The sequence below is a fragment of the Amycolatopsis sp. N2S4-7 genome, from assembly GCF_058119595.1.
This window is the reverse complement of the sequence record NZ_CP172299.1, coordinates 1,882,148-1,897,400: the sequence shown is the minus strand read 5'-3', so window position 1 is coordinate 1,897,400 and position 15,253 is coordinate 1,882,148. Positions and strand designations below refer to the sequence as shown.

Here is a 15,253-nt window from a genome sequence, read left to right as displayed (position 1 = left end):
CGGTCACCGCCCGCTGAGCCGGTGCACCGTCCGCCGCAGCAGCAGGATCCCTGCCACGGCCGTGAGGGCCGCCCCGGCCAGGGTGCCGGGGACGGCAGGCCGCCAGAGGACGTCGACGGCCCAGTACGGCGGCAGCACCCGCAGCGGCCAGGTCGCCGGGGCGGGCAGCCACCACATCGCCGGGGCGATCGCGGTCGGGACCACGCCGAGGAGCTTGAGCAGCGCGAGCCCTTCGACCTTGTTCCGGGCGAACGCCGCGGCCGCCAGCACGATCAGCGGCGCCTGCGCCGCAGCGAGCACGAGTGCCGGGACCAGCGGCGCGCTCAGGGACGCGAGCCCGGACAACGGCACGGACACCACCAGCAGCACCAGCGCCGCGACCCCGGCCGAGAGGACCCGGTACGCGAGGTAGCGCGGCAAGGTCACCGGACTGACCCGGAGCACGAGCACCTTGCCGTCGTCGACGTCGTCGAGGACGAGCAGGGCGCCGGCCATGCCGATCATCAGCGGCACGTGCAGCACCACCAGCGACGCCAGCACCACCGGCTGGTACGGCGCGAGGTCGACGCCGAACCGGGTGCGCAGGGACCCGGTCAGCCACGGGTAGCCGGCCCGGAGCGCGACGGCCAGCAGGACCGGGCCGAGGAGCACGATGAGCGGCAACGCGCTGCGCACGGTGGTCCGGGCGTCGATCCGGACCAGGGCCGCGAGCGGGTTCCGCGGCCGTCGCAGCGTTCTCGCGTGCTCGCGGGGCCGGCGGACCCGGCCGGGCGAGGTGAACTCGCGGCCGAAGCTCCACCGGGCCGCGGCCACCGCGGCGGCGATCGCCACGACCAGGTAGCCGAGCACCGCGGCGAGCGAAGCCGGTGTCATCGCCGCCGTCCCCAGCCCGGCCCGCAGCAGCTCCGCCGCGCCCGTCGTCGGGATGAGGAGGAACAGGGGGTGACCGGCGAAGCCGGCGAGCCGGGCGAGGGGAGCGGCGATCAACGGGACGAGCGGCCACGGCGCGACCGTGAGGAACCCGGTGATCGTGCGGCGGCGGACCACGAGGGCGAAGTCCAGCACGAGGAACAGCACCGCCGTCAGCGCGACGGCGAGCAGCACGAGCGCCGGGTTTCCCCGTCCCCGGCCCGCCGCCAGCGCGATCGGGACGGCGGAACCCACGGACAACAGCGTCAGCGTCCCGACCTTCACGCCGAGGTACTCGCCGAACCGCAGTGGGCTGACCGTCAGCGCCGCGAGCGCTCCTTGGCCGCGTTCGAACAGGACCAGCGCGGCGATGAAGAACGCGCCGAACGTGGCCGTGTCCACGATGAGCACGAACGGCCCGGCGACCCGGGCGGCGTCCGCGGGCAGCGCCAGCAGCACAGCGGTCCAGAAGGCGGTCATCACCGCCGCGACCACCGTGATCCGGTAGCGCCACTCGATCCGCAGCTCCAGCCACGCCGCGGCGGCCGTCCGGTTCACAGCCGGGCGCCGGTGACGGCGGCGAAGACCTCGTCCAGCGACGCCTCGCGGGTGTGGATGGTCTCGACGGTTCCCGTGCGCAGCAGCTCCGCGAACGCCTCGTCCCGCCCGAGGTCCGCCAGCGGGAACTCCTTGCGCCGCACGCCGTCCTCGCCGCGGTACTCGACGACGGCGGCCGGCGTGCCGTGGGCCAGGCGGAACCCGCGCGGGGAGTCGATCGCCGCGATGCGGCCGGCGACCACGAACGCGACCCGGTCGCACAGCTGCTCGGCGGTGGCCATGTCGTGCGTCGTCAGGAACACCGTCCGCCCCTGGGCGGCCTGGTCCCGGACGAGGCGGCGCACCGCGGCGGCGTGCACCGGATCCTGTCCGGACGTCGGTTCGTCGAGGAACAGCACCCGCGGCCGGTTCACCAGTGCCCGCGCCAGGTTCAGCCGCATCTGCATCCCCTTGGAGAACTCCGCGACCGGCCGGTCGGCGGCCCCGGCGAGGTCCACCAGTTCGAGCAGCCGTCCCGGTTCGTCCACCGGTCCGGAGAACAACCCGGCGAACGCGGTCAGGTTCTCCCGCGCCGTCAGCCTCGAAAAGTGCGCGGGCAGCTCGAACCCGACGCCGACGTGCTCGTAGTAGTCCGGCCCCCACCGCTCGACCGCGCGGCCCAGGACGTCGGCGCGGCCGCGGTGGCCGCGCAGCAGCCGGGTCAGGATCCGTTGCGTGGTCGACTTTCCCGCCCCGTTCGGCCCGAGGAACCCGAAGACCTCACCGGGCGCCACCGAGAACGAGATCCCGCCGACCGCGTCCGCCGTCGTGCCCCGGTACCGCAGGCGCAGGTCTTCCACCAGGATGGCCGGTCCGCGGCCCCTCGTGTCCCCGGCCATGCGGGCTCCCGTCCACGGCGAACCGCCCGCCCCGACCGGGGTGGGCGTGCCGACCAGACTTCCCGGCGCTCCAACGCGTAAAGATGCCGCAAGCACCACTGCCGAGGCAAGCCGGTTTCGGCTCCGGAGCGGCGGGGTAGCCGAGGCGACATGCCCGGACGCGAAGACTTGCCCAGCACGCTGCTGCGGTCGCCGCGCAAGGCCCAGGACACGTGGGTGGCGGCGCACGACTCGGCGCTGCGGACCTACGGCCCCGGCCGGCGGGCCCAGCAGACCGCCTTCGCGGCGTTGAAGCACACCTTCGAGAAGGTCGGCGACCACTGGGAGCCGAAGCCCGAGCGCGGCCCGTCGGACGAGCAGGCCGCGGGCGGCGCGGGGCAGCCGGGCCGGCCGACCCACGGCGGGGTCGCCGCGACGGCGAGCCGTCAGCACCTGTACGAGCGGGCCAAGCAGCTCGGCATCCCCGGCCGGTCCCGCATGTCCAAGGAAGAACTGGTCGCCGCGCTGGAGAAGGAAAACCGGCGACGCACCGACCGGGCCCGGCGCTCCGGGTGAAGCGGCGGCCGGTGGAGTCGGCGAGCATCGCCTCGATCGGCTACGACGCCGCGGTGGGCACCCTCGAAGTGGAGTTCCGGAATGGCGGCGTCTACCACTACTACGCCGTGCCGCGCGAAGTCCACCGCGCGTTCCTGGCCGCCGGCAGCCACGGCCGCTACTTCCGGACGGCGATCCGCGACCGCTACCCGTACCGGCAGGTGGACTGACGCGCGCGCGGCGGTGCTCGTCGCGCAGCACCTCGACCGGGCCGGACGAGACACCTCACCGCGATCCTGGTCACCTCGGCGGCGCGGATCGGCCTCCTGGACACCGGTGACCTGCCGCGGCGGACCTGTTGCCCGTCACCTGCGGCTCTCGCGCGCTCGCGGTCGTTCCGACCGGCAAGGGGTTTAGCCCGCGTGGCGGGGGCTACTCGTCTCAATGGACGGCCTCGGCTACCGTGAAGCCGAGGGTGAGGAGGTGGACACCGTGCCGCCCTTCCGGCGTGATCTCGTGGTCGCACTGCGGGCCGTGGTGTCCAGCTTGCCGCCGGACTTCCCGGGCACCATGCACCTCGGTGCGGGGACGCACAGCGCGCCGGCCCGGATCCTCGACCGCGCGAGCCCACCCCCCGGCGACCACGACGGCGAGTTCGCCCTGACGAAGGCGCTGCGCGCGCTCGACGAGAAGGTGGCGCTCGCGCGGAAGCTTTCCACGCAGACCGGCGGAAAGCCGGCCGGACCGGCCGAGCGGTTCGCCGCCTCCGCCAGGGAGGCCACCGACGCGGCGGAGACGCTGCGGCGGTTCCTGTTCCACGCGACCGGCGAGGCCGCAGGGGAACCGGCGACGGGATGAACCTGCCCTCGGCCCACCTCGCCATCGCCCGCCGGGAGCCGGTGACCGTCGTGACGGTCACCGGCGATCTGAACTTCGCTTCGTACCCTTCTCTGCGCGACGGCCTGCTGAAGATCGCGACGGATTCGCCGGACGGTCTGGTGGCCGACATCAGCGAGCTGACGATCGACGACTCGTCCCTGGTGAGCGTCTTTTCCTTGGTCGCCATGCGGATCGGCGACTGGCCGGGCATCCCGTTCACGATCTCGGCCGCCGGGCCCGGTCACCGGGTGCTGCTCAACCAGCACGTCGTCGATCGCTACGTCCCGGTCCGCGCCGACCTGGTGTCGGCGACGGAGGCGCTGGAGCAGCCGATGCGCCGGCGGACCGACCGCACCTTCGCCCGCACCGAAAACACTTCGGCGGGCGTCCGCGACTTCGTCACCGCCAAGCTGACCGAGTGGCAGGTGCCCGAACTTGCCGAAGACGCCCGCTTCGTCGCCACCGAACTGATCGAGAACGTGCTGAGGCACACCACTTCGGAGCCGCGGCTGCGGCTCGACCTGTGCCGGGGCGTGTGCACGGTCGCCGTGGCCGACCAGGACACGCGGCCGGCCATGCTGCTCGAACGGCTTTCCCCGTTCGAGCCCGGCCTCGGGTTGAAGCTGGTCGCGCAGATCGCGCGCGTGTGGGGCTGCAGCCGGTCGTGGGCGGGCGGCAAGGTCGTCTGGGCCGTTCTCGTCCCGCGTCCCGGCACCCCCGGTGACCGTTCCGCCGAGTAGCGTGTCGGTCCGCCGCCGGATGGGCCAGCTGCAGCGCAACGCCGACGCACCCGGGGTCGAAGCGGTCCGGCGGCGGAGGTCGACGGGCTCACCGAGGAGCAGCCGGAGCGGTACTTCGAGCCCCGCCCAGTTCTGCCGCGACCGGGGAAAGCCCCGGCCGGCCGAAGGTGACGCCGGCGCGGGACCGGCGGGTCGCCACGCCGGTCCGGGAGAGGCTGCTGTCCGGCTGAGCCCACCGGGCTCGGTGCACTCCGCAAGGTGCTCGTCCGGGTGAGCCCGGGCTGTGGACGCCCCCGCGGGGTAGTAACGTCGGTGGTGCCGCGGTTGAGAACGACAGCCGCCGCTACGAAGCCCACCCGCGGCCGTGTCCGGGTGGCCGGGGGCCGGTCCGGCCCCGCTTCGCCGACTAGGAGGCTCCGCCCGATGGGCGACACCGTCACGCGCCCCGGCGCCAGGTCCGAGCTGGGCACGCCCGCCCGGCTCGCGATCACCGTGACCGCCGAGCGCACTGTCGTGGCCGTCACCGGCGACATCGACGCGGCCTTCACCGCCCGCCTGGCGGCGCGGCTCGACGAAGAGCTCGGCCTCACCCCGCGCGCGCTGGTCGCCGACCTCGGCCGGGTCGGGTTCTGCTCGGTCGGCGGGCTGCGGGTGCTGGTGGAGGCGGTCTCCGCGGCGCGCGCCCGTGAAATCCCGGTCGCCGTCGTCGCCGGCGGCCGAGCCGTCCTGCGCCCGGTCCGGGCTCTGGGGCTGGACCACGTCCTGCCCCTGTACGGCACCTTGGCCGACGCTGAGGAGTGGCTGAACCTGGCCCGGCGGCTGGCGGAACGCTGAGTCGCTGGTTGGTCGGCGCGCCGGTTCGGTTGCACCTGGCCCGGCGGCCGGCGGGCCGCTGAGTCGCTGGTTGGTCGGCGCGCCGGTTCGGTTGCACCTGGCCCGGCGGCTGGCGGAACGCTGAGTCGCTGGTTGGTCGGCGCGCCGGTTCGGTTGCACCTGGCCCGGCGGCCGGCGGAACGCTGAGGCGCTCGTCGGTCAGGCGCCGGTCCGTCAGCTGCCGAACCTCGCCCGGCGGCTGACGGACCGCCGAGCCGCTACTTCGTCAGCGCGCCGATCCGGCCGAGCACTTCCTCCCGGCCGAGGGCCTGGCTGATCGCGTGGAGGTCGGGGCTGCGCGTCGACCCGGTGAGGGCGATCCGGATGATCTGCGACGCTTCGCGGATCGAGCCGGGGTAGGCCTCCGGGGTCTTCTTGAACTCCTTGGCGTTGCGGGCGAAACCGTGCTTGGCCGCGACCTCGCGGATCTGCTCGAACCACTCCTGGCCGTCGTCGAGCTGGCGGTAGTGGTCGGCGAAGTCGCGGGCCACGGCCTGGACGACGGCGGGGTCGACCCCGAGCGCGGCGATGCGTTCGTCGCCGGGGCCCGTGACGGACGCGTGGAGCTGGGGGAAGAAGAAGCCGTAGACCTGGCGGAACTCGCTCCACTTCTTCAGGTCCTTGCGCGGGTTCTCGGCGCCGTCGCGTTCGACGGCGAGCGCGCGCAGCGCGAGGTCGGGCTCGGCGTCGAGGACCGTGACCAGTTCGGGGTCGAACCGCTCGGCCCAGGTCCGGACGGCGGCCAGGATCCGGGCGCCGGCGAGGGTGGCGATGTGGTCGGCGGCGATGTCGTCGAGCTTCACCAGGTCGACCAGCGGGCCGGCGACCCCGCACTCCTCGAGGCGGATCGGCTCGGTGAGGGCCTGCTCGAGCGGCAGCTCGGCGAGCCGGCCGTTGGCGAGCCCGCGCAGGTAGTACAGGACGGCCTCGGCGGGGTAGCCGGCTTCGATGTAGAAGTCGACCGAAGCCTCCGGGTCCTTCCGCTTGGACAGCTTGCGCTTGCTGCCGCCGTCCTGCTTCATCAGCGGCGCGATGTGCGCGTAGGTGACCGAGGCGAAGCCCAGCGCGTCGAACAGCTGCTGGTGCACCGGCACCGACGAGATCCATTCGTCGCCACGGACGACCAGGTTGATCCGCATCAGGTGGTCGTCGACCGCGTGGGCGAAGTGGTAGGTCGGCAGCCGCGGGCTCTGGTCGGAGCTCTTGAGGATGACGACGTCGTTGCGGTTCGCCTCGGCCTCCAGCGGGCCGCGGATGGCGTCGGTGAAGCGGGCGCGGGCGCCGGTGTCGTCCGGGGCGCGGAACCGCACGACGTACGGGTCGCCGGCGTCGAGCTTGGCCTGGACGTCGGCCGGGTCGGCGTCGCGCCAGATGGCCCAGCTGCCGTAGTAGCCGGTGGGCAGCTTGGTGGCCTGCTGCCGCTGGGTGATCGCGGCCAGCTCCTCCTTGGTGGCGAAGTCGAGGTACGCCTTGCCCTGGCGGAGGAGGTCGCGGACGTAGGTGAGGTAGATCCGCTCGCGCGCGGACTGCTGGTAGGGGCCGTAGTCGCCGCCGCGGCCGAGGTCTTCGTCGGCCGCGAGGCCGAAGTAGCGGAAGCCGCGCTCGAACTGCTCGAGGGCGCCTTCGACCTCGCGGGACTGGTCGGTGTCCTCGACGCGGACGAGGTAGCGGCCGCCGGAGCGGCGGGAGAGGTCCTGGTCGATGGTGGCGACGTAGATGCCGCCGATGTGCACGAACCCGGTCGGGGACGGGCCGAAGCGGGTGACCAGGGCACCCTCGGGGAGCTCCCGGGCGGGGTACTGCCGCTCCCAGTGCTCGGGTTCCGGCAGGTCGGCAGGGAAGAGGGCGTCGATGACCGCTCGGTCCAGCATGGGTTGTTCTCCCCGCGTCGTGGTGCACTTGCCCGCCGTCAGGCGCTGGCGAAGATGGGCGTTTTCGCCGACGAAGAGCCTAGCCGGGCGGCCCGGGCGCCCGGCGCGGCAGGTCGTCAACCCGCTCCGGCGGGCGGTCGCCGTAGGGTGGGGGCGGTGCGGTGGGGCGAAGGGTGGCGGATCGTTCGTCACGTCCTCTACGCCGGTGTCCGGCCCGAAGTCGCGGCGCGGTCGGCCGGTCTGGCGCGGTTGCGCGCCGCCGCCACCGTGGGCATCGGGCTGTGGGCCGGCTTCGTCGCGCTGCTGACGACCTCGCGGGAGGCGGAGGGCACGCCGCTCGCCTTCGCGCTCGCCGCGGCGACGGTGCTGACCGCGGTCGTCGCCGTCCGCTCGCCGCTGTGGGCGTGGCGGCTGCTCGTCGTGCTGATCGTGGTCACCCCCGCCGTGTACCCGGGCCTGTCCAGGCTGTGGGGCTGGCCGTGGTCACCGGGTCTGGCGCTGACGGCGGCGCTGGTCTGGTTCCTGGTGGCGACCGGCCACGCGCAGGGCGTCCTCGTCGTGGTCGGCGTGGTCTCGGCCGGGGCGATGGGCGTCCGGGTGGGGGACTGGCGCGACCTCGCGCTGCTGGTCGCCCTGATGACCGCACTGCTGGTCGGCGGCAACGCGGTGCGGCAGCGCCGGGTCGCCGAGCGGGAAAGCGCCGAGCAGCAGCGCAGGCGCGCGGCCGAAGAGACGAGGGCGGCGGTCCTGGAGGAACGCGCGCGCATCGCGCGCGAGCTGCACGACGTCGTCGCCCACCACATGTCCGTGCTCGCCCTGCGCGCCGACTCCGCGCGCTACCGCTTTCCCGGCCTGCCGGACGACCTGCGGACCGAGTTCGCCGAGCTGACCGGGACCGCCCGGGAGGGCATGGCCGAGATGCGCCGGCTGCTCGGCGTGCTGCGGACCGACGGCACCGGCGGCGAGGTCGTCCCGCAGCCGGACGCCGGCCGGGTGGCCGAGCTGGCGGAGCGCGTGCGCGCCCTCGGCACCGCCTGCACGCTGCGGGTGGACGGCGAGTTCGCCGCGGTGCCCGCCGGGGTCGCGCTGTCCGCCTACCGGATCGTGCAGGAAGCGCTGAGCAACGCGGTGCGGCACGCGCCCGGGGCGGCGATCGACGTCGAACTGCGGGTCGGCGCCGGTGCCGTGCACGCGGCCGTGCGCAACGCCCCGGGCGGTCCCGGGCGGCCCGGACCGCCCGGCCACGGCCTGCTGGGCATGCGGGAGCGTGCCGCCGTGCTCGGTGGCACGCTGGTGGCCGGGCCGACGGCCGACGGCGGGTTCGCCGTCACCGCCGACCTGCCGCTGGACCACGAGGAGACCGCGTGATTTCCGTGCTCATCGCCGACGACCAGACCATGGTCCGGCAGAGTTTCCGCGCCGTGCTCGACGCCCAGGACGACATCCGGGTGGCCGGCGAGGCCGCGAACGGTGCCGAGGCGGTCGCGCGGTGCGCGGAGCTCGCACCGGACGTCGTGCTGATGGACGTCCGGATGCCCGAGCTGGACGGCTTGGCGGCCGCCCGCCGCATCCTCGCCGCGGGCGGGGACGTCCGCGTGCTCATGCTGACGACGTTCGACATCGACGAGTACGTCTACGGGGCGCTGCGCGCGGGCGCCAGCGGGTTCCTCCTCAAGGACGCGCCGCTGGACGACCTGGTCGTCGCGGTCCGGGTGGTCGCCGCGGGCAACGCCCTGTTCGCCCCGTCGGTGACGCGCCGGCTCATCGGCGAGTTCGCCGTCCGCGGCCGGGCCGCCGAGGCGGGTTCCCGGGGACGCGCGGGGATCGCGGACCTCACCGAGCGGGAGACCGAGGTGCTCCGCCTGGTCGCGAAAGGCCTGTCCAACACGGAGATCGCCGAGGTGCTGGTGATCGCCGAGCAGACCGCGAAGACCCACGTCAGCCGGGTGTTCGGCAAGCTCGGCGCGCGGGACCGGGCGCAGGCGGTGGTGGCCGCCTACGAGGCGGGTCTCGTGGTGCCCGGCCGGTGATACCGGGGTAGCACGCCGGGCCGCGGCCGCTACCGGGGTCGCACCGGAAGACGGCACCGGGGCACGACGACCGGCACCGCCGCGTCGATCATCGTGGCGGCATGGGGATCCGCTCTCGAACCGTCGTCCTGGTGGCGACGCCCGTCTTCGCGCTCGTCGCGGTGGCCTGGTGGGCGCTCGGCCGCCCGCTCGGCGTCGACTCCGCGGTCTACCGCGCCGGCGGGATGGCCGTGCTGCGCGGAGAACCGCTGTACGCGCACCTGTCGGCGTTGCCCGGCTGGGCGCCGGAACTGCCGTTCACGTACCCGCCGTTCGCGGCCCTGGCCGTGGCGGCCACCGTGTTCGTCGTCCGGTGGCGGCACCGGGCGGGCGACGACCGCGGCGCGCTGCTGGTCACCGCCGGGTGCGCGCTGGTGGTCAGCCCGATTTCCTGGACGCACCACTGGGTGTGGGTCGTGCCCGCGCTCGGCTACCTGCTCGCGGGGCGCCACCGGTGGTCCGCGCTGCCGGTCGCGGTCGTGTTCACCGGCTGGACAGTGGCGGTGGTGCCGGGCGGCCAGGGCCGGGAACGGGACTGGACCGCCGGGCAAGCGGTCGTCGGCAACGCCTACCTGCTGGTCGCCGTCGTCGCGGGCGCGCTGCTCGTGACGGCGGCGATCCGCGACCGCACGGCCTCCGCCGGACGGGTGAAAATGGACTGGACCAATCGTGGTTCTTCGTGAGATGCGCCGTCCGGCCGTGCTAGTTTCCGGGCATGCGCCCAGGATCGACGCACCGCCGGGCCGTGGCCGCCGTCGTCAAAGCGGTCGCGGCGCTCGCCTCCGTCCTGATGATCTCCTTGTCCGCCCCGGCGGCCGCCTCGGCTTCGGGCTGCGAGTGCGACACCCCCTCGATCGACCGGCTGCAGCAGTGGCTCGCCAGCGGCGAGGGCACCACCGTCCCGGCGACCGGCAGCCTGCTCGTGCCCGAGCGGCACGGCTACGCGGCGAAGGTGACGTTCCTCAACGCCGAGTGGCACGTGGCCGTCGTGTGGCTCGGCAACCGGTTCGAGGCGCAGGCCGATCTCTCCCGCTCGGCCGGCTTCTGGCTGACCTACAGCGCGACCGACGACGTCTACGTCCAGCTGCGCCCGGCCTCCCACTGGAGCGGCGGCGACAAGTGGCTGACGCGGGTGCCGTCGACGGGCGGGAAGCTCGTGAAGCGGTTCTTCGGCTTCGCGCCGGGCCGGTGGACGACGTTGCCCGAGCTGGGCACGCCGTCGTACTCGTTCGCATCCGCGTTGGCCGAGGCGCGTGGTCTGGTGTTCGTGGGGAAGACGCCGAACGAGCTGGTCTTCCGGGGACTGCGTGTCGACGGTTACCGGCCGCCTTGTCTCTGAATCCCTTTCACCGCAACGAGTCCAGGAACTCCGCGCCGAAGTCGTGGTCGTCGTCATCGTCGTCGTCATCGCCGTCTTCGGGTTTCGGAGCCGGTTCCGTGAGGTCGAGCGCCGCGAGTGCGGCGATCTCCGCCCGCGTCGAGGCTTCGGCCCCGTCGATGGCCGCCTGCCGGTCGGCTTCGGGGAGGGCGTGCCACGCGTCGATCCCCGCGTGGGCCGACTCGAGGGTCTTCTCGCTCAGGTACGACCGGTAGAGCAGGTCCTCCGGCTTCGCCCGGCCGGCCAGGACGTCGCGGGCGAAGTCGGCCAGGTCGCCGTCGCCGCGGGCCAGCAGGACCAGCTGGTTGTGCCGGGCGAGCCGGCCCTGCGCGGTGCGCCAAGGTGAGATTTCCACGTCACGTCCCCGGGTGCTTGTAGGGCTCGCCGGGCCAGGCCTGGGCGGCGATTTCGCCGTTGCCCGCCACCAGCTCGGACACCGACGCGACCGTGTGCGCCAGCGCGGTGAGCGTGTCGATGGCGCCGCGCAGCGGGCTGGCCTCGGCCAGGATGCCGGCGATCGCCTGGCGCACGGATTCGCCGTCGCTGAGCCCGACGATGCCGAGCAGCGCCAGCTCCAAAGCCTTGCCGAGCTTCAGCACCTTGCCGAGCGCCGCGTCCAGCAGGGACTCGAGGGCCATGTCGAGGACCTGCATGGCGTCGTAGGCCGCGCGGGCGAAGTTCTTGATCTTCCAGCCGGCGTCCGTGCAGAACTTGGCGTGGGCGGCGCAGGCGTACGAATAGTCGGTGAGCCAGGCGCGCGCGGCTTCCCCGGCGTGCCCGGTCCAGCGTTCCTGGATCCCGAGACGGCCCCGGTCGATGTTCTGCTTGATCTTGCCGAAGGCCAGCCCGGTGTCCTCGAACACCATGCCCTGGCTCAGCAGCAGGTCCCAGTCGCCGGTCACCAGCTTCTCGACGACCGTCAGCAGGTCGGTCCCGATGATCTTCGTCAGCAGCCCGCGCACCGGCCCGGAGATCGCGGCCCCGCCCGCGATCTTGTCCGCGAGGTTCTGGAGCTGGATGTTCCAGCCGTCGAACGCGTCCGCGGGCAGGTTGTGCGACCCGGGGTACACCTCGCCGGTCCGGGGGTTGAGCGACGCGTTGTCGAAGTCGGTGAAGGTGGCGGCGGTTTCGGGGGAGACGACGTCGTCGGCGGCGATCCGCTCGGAGTGCGCGTCCGGATAGGACGAGTCGGCCTTCGCGGCGGCCTCGCGGTCGGTGGTGCGGTATAGCTTGGCCACGGCGACGAGCGCGGTCTCGTAGGCGTCGGCGAGTGATTCGGCCTTGCGGTCGTTGGCGAGGCAGAGCGCCTGCCACTGGTCGAGCGGCTTGGCGAGGAGGTTGATCAGCAGCCCCTCGCCCCACTCGCCCGGGCCGTCCATCGCGGCGGCGTAGAGCCTGGCCGCCGAACCCGCCCGGCCGGCGAGCGCGCCGAGCTTCTGGATCGCGTCCGGGTCCACCTGGAAATCCGTGTTGATGGTCGTTCCTCCGGGTCGGGCGTTCGGGTGTCGCCGGTCCACGCCCGTGCGGCCGGACCGGTTTAGTGTCGGTGCCCCGTGTGACACTGATCGCCGTGATCGTCGTCTTCGAAGCCGGGCTGTGGGAATGGGACGCCCGGCGCACCGACACGTGGACCTTCGTGACCCTGCCCGCCGACGTCTCGGAGGATATCCGCGAGCTCGCCGCCGGGCCACCGCGCGGCTTCGGCTCGGTGCGCGTCCGGGTGACGGTCGGCGCGACCACGTGGAAGACGTCGATCTTCCCGGACGGCTCGCGCGGTGGCTACGTGCTGCCGGTCAAGCGGGCCGTGCGCGACGCCGAAGGCCTCGACCTGGGGGACACCTTGACCGTGACGGTGGAGCTGGTCGACTTCTGACCACCCGCTCCGGCGCGATCCGCGGAAAACGGATCGGCGCGCGGACGGATCTGTCATGATTCGGGCACAGGCCCCCGTATCGCGCAAGGGAGACACGATGTCCGCCCAGATGGACGAGCTGATCGCCCAGTTCGAGCACTTCCGGAGCAAGGTGCGGCAGGCCGAGGCCCGCTTCGCCGGCGTCGGCGACATGCAGGAGCGGATCGCGCAGCTGTCGACCACCGTCACGTCGCCGGACGGGACCGTCACGGTGGTCGCGGGCGCCGGCGGCACCGTCACCGACCTGCGGCTCACCGCGGGCGCCACGCGCGTCGAACCGGGACGGCTGGCCGCGACGATCCTGGACACCATCCGCCGGGCCGTGGCCGGTGCCGCGCAGCAGCAGGCCGGGATCGTGGACGCCACCTTCGGCGACGCGTTCGGCGTCGACGTCTCGGCGCAGGTCCGCGAAGCCCAGACCGAAGCGTTCGGAACCCCGGCGCCCGAACCCGCGTCGGAACCGCAGCCGCGGCAGCCGTCGCGGCCCGCCCGCCGCCCCGCGGCCGAGGACGACGACGACTTCGGCCAGGGCCCCATCCTCCGCCGATCCTAGGGAACCGCGATGCCAGACGGAATTCAGACGAACATCGGCGCGATCTCCGCCTACGCCCGGCAGCTGCCCTTCTACGAGCAGGAAGCGGACAAGTTCGCGGCCAAGATCGACGCCGCCGACGTGACCGACGAAGCGTGGGGGCTGGTCGGCCTCTTCGCCAAGCAGGGCTACACCGAGCGCCTGGCCGAGCTGCGCTCCCTGCTGACCGACCTCAAGGACGGCGTGGACGGGTTCACCACCAAGCTGACCACGGCGGCGCAGATGTACCAGGGCATGGAGGACGCCGGGAAGGTCACCTTCGGCCGGTACGAGGCGGAAATCGACGCGGTGGGGAAGGGCGAATGACCGAGCCGAAGAAGAGCATCGCCGACGCGCTCGACGTCGGAGCGTACGACGAGAGCACCGGCGCGAACCTCGACCGCGCGGCCGGCTACGTGCCGGTGGCCGGCACGGTCTACAAGTCCGGCAAGAAGATCGCCGAGCACGCCCAGCAGGCGGCCCAGGCGGACGGCCCGGGTGAGCTGGCGTCGGCGGGGGCCGCGCTGGTCGGCGACGGGGCGGCGTTCGTCGGCGCCGCCGCCGGGGACATGGTCACCTTCGCCATGGACCCGATCGGGTGGCTCGTCAGCCACGGGCTCAACATGCTGCTCGAGCTGGTCCAGCCGCTGCAGGACGCGTTGCACCAGGTCACCGGCGACGGCCCGGCCATCGGGCACGCCTCCGAAAACTTCGTCACGATCGCGCAGGGCTTCGTCGCGCTCGCCGACGACTTCGAGCGCACCGGCGACACCGCGCTGGCCGAGTGGGTGGACGAGGCCGGCAACGCGGCGAAGGAAGCGCTCGGCGACTTCTCCTCGGGCATCCGCGGCGTCGGCTCGGCCGCCGGTTCGGTGGCCGAGGTGCTGCAGATGTGGTCGATGGTCATGGTGGTCATCGAGGAGGTGATCAAGGGGATCATCACCGAGCTGGTCTCCTGGCTGATCACCCTGTGGCTGCCGGCCCTGGCCGCGTCCGTGATCAGCTTCGGCAGCTCGGTCGCCGCCGCGATGACCGCGTCGATCGCCAAGGCGGCCGCCGTGCTCAAGAAGGTGACGGGGTACCTGGGCAAGTTCGGCAAGCTGCTCGACACGTTCATCGAGTACCTGGCGAAGTACTCGACGAAGCTGGTGGAGTTCACGACCAAGCTGCGCGTCGGCGTGATGCCCGGCCAGACGAAGTTCGGCTTCGGCGCGGCGGCGCAGGGCTGGCAGCCGAGCAACCGGATGCTCACGACGATGTTCGGCACCACCGCCGGCGCCGGGCCGCTGCTCGCCGGAGCGGGTGTCAAGGCGGGCATCGGCGCGGCGAAGGGTGCCTTCGCCGAAGGCAAGGAAGCCGTCACGCCCGAGGGGGACGAACCGTGGTTCGACAAGAGCGAGATCGGCGGGGACCGGAGCCCGGAGGAGACGCGCAAGGACCTGGACATCTGAGCGGGTTCACCGGGCGCGTCGAGCGCTGGTCGCAGGAGGCCCAGGTCCGCCCCGGGTTCCGGGAGAGCGTCGAGGCGTCGATGCGCGACCGCTGGCACGAGCCGGTCATCGTGCTGCGCCTCGGCGACCCGGACGTGGGTTTCGCCGTCCCGGGCCGTCGCCTGGACGGCACCGTGAAGGGGAAGCGGCTCGTCCGGCGGTTCTTCTGGAACATCCTGCGCGGCATCGGCACGGCCGTGTTCTCCGTCTTCGCCCTGGCGAACGGCGGCGCACCGGGACGGCCGTTCCAGCGGGAGATCCGGGTCTCGGGCCCGGCGAACGCGATGGCGCTCGACCTGGCCGACCGGCTCGGATCGGTGAAGGGCCCGTGGCTGGCGTGCTCACCGTCGTGCCTCGCGGTGGTCGACACCGGAGCGACCTTCACCGACCCGGCCGACGCGCCCCCGCCGCGGATCGTCTGGGAGGCGCGCAAGCCGCAGGCCCCGGAGCTCAGCTTCCGCAAGAGCACCCTGACCTGGCCGGACGGCTCGAGCTTCCGCTTCCCCCTGCACGGCCGCGCCGAGGAGCAGCACCTGCGGAAGTACGTCGAGTTCCCGGACGTCGTCCACTGGACCGGAAAGCCGCAGTAGG

19 protein-coding genes are annotated in these 15,253 nt (G+C 73.3%); 14 read left to right on the top strand and 5 right to left on the bottom strand.

Annotated features, from left to right (window positions below):
• Window positions 1–3: 3 nt before the first annotated feature.
• Both ACH54P_RS08715 and ACH54P_RS08710 read right to left on the bottom strand, forming a co-directional pair.
• Window positions 4–1,467, bottom strand: a complete 1,464-nt coding sequence (locus ACH54P_RS08715; RefSeq protein WP_489911828.1) for a fluoroquinolone export ABC transporter permease subunit — start codon at window positions 1,465–1,467, stop codon at window positions 4–6.
• On the bottom strand, window positions 1,464–2,345 hold the full coding sequence (locus ACH54P_RS08710) for an ABC transporter ATP-binding protein (RefSeq protein ID WP_489911827.1): 882 nt from the start codon (window positions 2,343–2,345) through the stop codon (window positions 1,464–1,466). The genes ACH54P_RS08715 and ACH54P_RS08710 overlap by 4 nt, the downstream gene beginning before the upstream one ends.
• A gap of 150 nt (window positions 2,346–2,495) precedes the next feature.
• On the opposite strand from ACH54P_RS08710, the gene ACH54P_RS08705 reads away from it, so the two are divergent.
• From ACH54P_RS08705 to ACH54P_RS08685, 5 genes are all read left to right on the top strand, one after another.
• Entirely contained in the window at window positions 2,496–2,900 is a 405-nt protein-coding gene (locus tag ACH54P_RS08705; protein WP_489911826.1) for a ChaB family protein, read from the top strand.
• An 11-nt stretch (window positions 2,901–2,911) separates the two neighbouring features.
• A complete protein-coding gene (locus ACH54P_RS08700; RefSeq protein ID WP_489911825.1) occupies window positions 2,912–3,109 on the top strand; it encodes a KTSC domain-containing protein in 198 nt (65 codons plus the stop codon).
• 253 nt (window positions 3,110–3,362) lie between these two features.
• Window positions 3,363–3,737 carry a hypothetical protein gene (locus ACH54P_RS08695; RefSeq protein WP_489911824.1) on the top strand — a complete coding sequence of 125 codons (375 nt, stop codon included), beginning with the start codon at window positions 3,363–3,365 and terminating at the stop codon, window positions 3,735–3,737.
• A complete protein-coding gene (locus ACH54P_RS08690; protein ID WP_489911823.1) occupies window positions 3,734–4,498 on the top strand; it encodes an STAS domain-containing protein in 765 nt (254 codons plus the stop codon). Before ACH54P_RS08695 ends, ACH54P_RS08690 begins: the two co-directional genes overlap by 4 nt.
• A gap of 423 nt (window positions 4,499–4,921) precedes the next feature.
• Window positions 4,922–5,332 (top strand): STAS domain-containing protein, encoded by a 411-nt coding sequence (locus tag ACH54P_RS08685; protein ID WP_489911822.1) that lies wholly within the window; start codon window positions 4,922–4,924, stop codon window positions 5,330–5,332.
• Window positions 5,333–5,589: 257 nt separating this feature from the next.
• Here ACH54P_RS08685 and ACH54P_RS08680 read toward each other — a convergent pair whose 3' ends face one another.
• The gene (locus ACH54P_RS08680) at window positions 5,590–7,242 is read right to left on the bottom strand and encodes a glutamate--tRNA ligase (protein WP_489911821.1); all 1,653 of its coding nucleotides are present in this window, start codon (window positions 7,240–7,242) and stop codon (window positions 5,590–5,592) included.
• 156 nt (window positions 7,243–7,398) lie between these two features.
• On the opposite strand from ACH54P_RS08680, the gene ACH54P_RS08675 reads away from it, so the two are divergent.
• From ACH54P_RS08675 to ACH54P_RS08660, 4 genes are all read left to right on the top strand, one after another.
• The gene (locus ACH54P_RS08675; RefSeq protein ID WP_489911820.1) at window positions 7,399–8,610 is read left to right on the top strand and encodes a sensor histidine kinase; all 1,212 of its coding nucleotides are present in this window, start codon (window positions 7,399–7,401) and stop codon (window positions 8,608–8,610) included.
• The gene (locus ACH54P_RS08670; RefSeq protein WP_489911819.1) at window positions 8,607–9,272 is read left to right on the top strand and encodes a response regulator transcription factor; all 666 of its coding nucleotides are present in this window, start codon (window positions 8,607–8,609) and stop codon (window positions 9,270–9,272) included. Before ACH54P_RS08675 ends, ACH54P_RS08670 begins: the two co-directional genes overlap by 4 nt.
• A 101-nt stretch (window positions 9,273–9,373) precedes the next feature.
• Window positions 9,374–9,994, top strand: coding sequence for a hypothetical protein (locus tag ACH54P_RS08665; protein ID WP_489911818.1), 621 nt, complete (start codon window positions 9,374–9,376; stop codon window positions 9,992–9,994).
• A 107-nt stretch (window positions 9,995–10,101) separates the two neighbouring features.
• Entirely contained in the window at window positions 10,102–10,650 is a 549-nt protein-coding gene (locus ACH54P_RS08660; protein WP_489916367.1) for a hypothetical protein, read from the top strand.
• Window positions 10,651–10,657: 7 nt separating this feature from the next.
• Here ACH54P_RS08660 and ACH54P_RS08655 read toward each other — a convergent pair whose 3' ends face one another.
• Window positions 10,658–11,044, bottom strand: coding sequence for a hypothetical protein (locus ACH54P_RS08655; protein ID WP_489911817.1), 387 nt, complete (start codon window positions 11,042–11,044; stop codon window positions 10,658–10,660).
• Window position 11,045: 1 nt separating this feature from the next.
• On the bottom strand, window positions 11,046–12,146 hold the full coding sequence (locus ACH54P_RS08650) for a hypothetical protein (protein ID WP_489911816.1): 1,101 nt from the start codon (window positions 12,144–12,146) through the stop codon (window positions 11,046–11,048).
• A 113-nt stretch (window positions 12,147–12,259) separates the two neighbouring features.
• On the opposite strand from ACH54P_RS08650, the gene ACH54P_RS08645 reads away from it, so the two are divergent.
• The 5 genes from ACH54P_RS08645 (at window position 12,260) to ACH54P_RS08625 (ending at window position 15,252) form a co-directional block, all read left to right on the top strand.
• Complete coding sequence (locus ACH54P_RS08645) at window positions 12,260–12,562, top strand: DUF1905 domain-containing protein (RefSeq protein WP_489916365.1); 303 nt, start codon at window positions 12,260–12,262, stop codon at window positions 12,560–12,562.
• A gap of 97 nt (window positions 12,563–12,659) precedes the next feature.
• Entirely contained in the window at window positions 12,660–13,154 is a 495-nt protein-coding gene (locus ACH54P_RS08640) for a YbaB/EbfC family nucleoid-associated protein (RefSeq protein WP_489911815.1), read from the top strand.
• 9 nt (window positions 13,155–13,163) lie between these two features.
• Complete coding sequence (locus ACH54P_RS08635; protein WP_489911814.1) at window positions 13,164–13,499, top strand: hypothetical protein; 336 nt, start codon at window positions 13,164–13,166, stop codon at window positions 13,497–13,499.
• Window positions 13,496–14,623, top strand: a complete 1,128-nt coding sequence (locus ACH54P_RS08630) for a hypothetical protein (RefSeq protein ID WP_489911813.1) — start codon at window positions 13,496–13,498, stop codon at window positions 14,621–14,623. The genes ACH54P_RS08635 and ACH54P_RS08630 overlap by 4 nt, the downstream gene beginning before the upstream one ends.
• Window positions 14,620–15,252 (top strand): hypothetical protein, encoded by a 633-nt coding sequence (locus ACH54P_RS08625; RefSeq protein ID WP_489916363.1) that lies wholly within the window; start codon window positions 14,620–14,622, stop codon window positions 15,250–15,252. The genes ACH54P_RS08630 and ACH54P_RS08625 overlap by 4 nt, the downstream gene beginning before the upstream one ends.
• Window position 15,253: the final 1 nt, after the last annotated feature.

Coding starts and splice junctions, on each gene's coding strand:
- ACH54P_RS08710 (WP_489911827.1), bottom strand. CDS start 2,345: ATGGCCGGGGACACGAGGGGCCGCGGACCGGCCATCCTGGTGGAAGAC.
- ACH54P_RS08680 (WP_489911821.1), bottom strand. CDS start 7,242: ATGCTGGACCGAGCGGTCATCGACGCCCTCTTCCCTGCCGACCTGCCG.
- ACH54P_RS08690 (WP_489911823.1), top strand. CDS start 3,734: ATGAACCTGCCCTCGGCCCACCTCGCCATCGCCCGCCGGGAGCCGGTG.
- ACH54P_RS08685 (WP_489911822.1), top strand. CDS start 4,922: ATGGGCGACACCGTCACGCGCCCCGGCGCCAGGTCCGAGCTGGGCACG.
- ACH54P_RS08635 (WP_489911814.1), top strand. CDS start 13,164: ATGCCAGACGGAATTCAGACGAACATCGGCGCGATCTCCGCCTACGCC.
- ACH54P_RS08640 (WP_489911815.1), top strand. CDS start 12,660: ATGTCCGCCCAGATGGACGAGCTGATCGCCCAGTTCGAGCACTTCCGG.
- ACH54P_RS08665 (WP_489911818.1), top strand. CDS start 9,374: ATGGGGATCCGCTCTCGAACCGTCGTCCTGGTGGCGACGCCCGTCTTC.
- ACH54P_RS08660 (WP_489916367.1), top strand. CDS start 10,102: ATGATCTCCTTGTCCGCCCCGGCGGCCGCCTCGGCTTCGGGCTGCGAG.
- ACH54P_RS08630 (WP_489911813.1), top strand. CDS start 13,496: ATGACCGAGCCGAAGAAGAGCATCGCCGACGCGCTCGACGTCGGAGCG.
- ACH54P_RS08705 (WP_489911826.1), top strand. CDS start 2,496: ATGCCCGGACGCGAAGACTTGCCCAGCACGCTGCTGCGGTCGCCGCGC.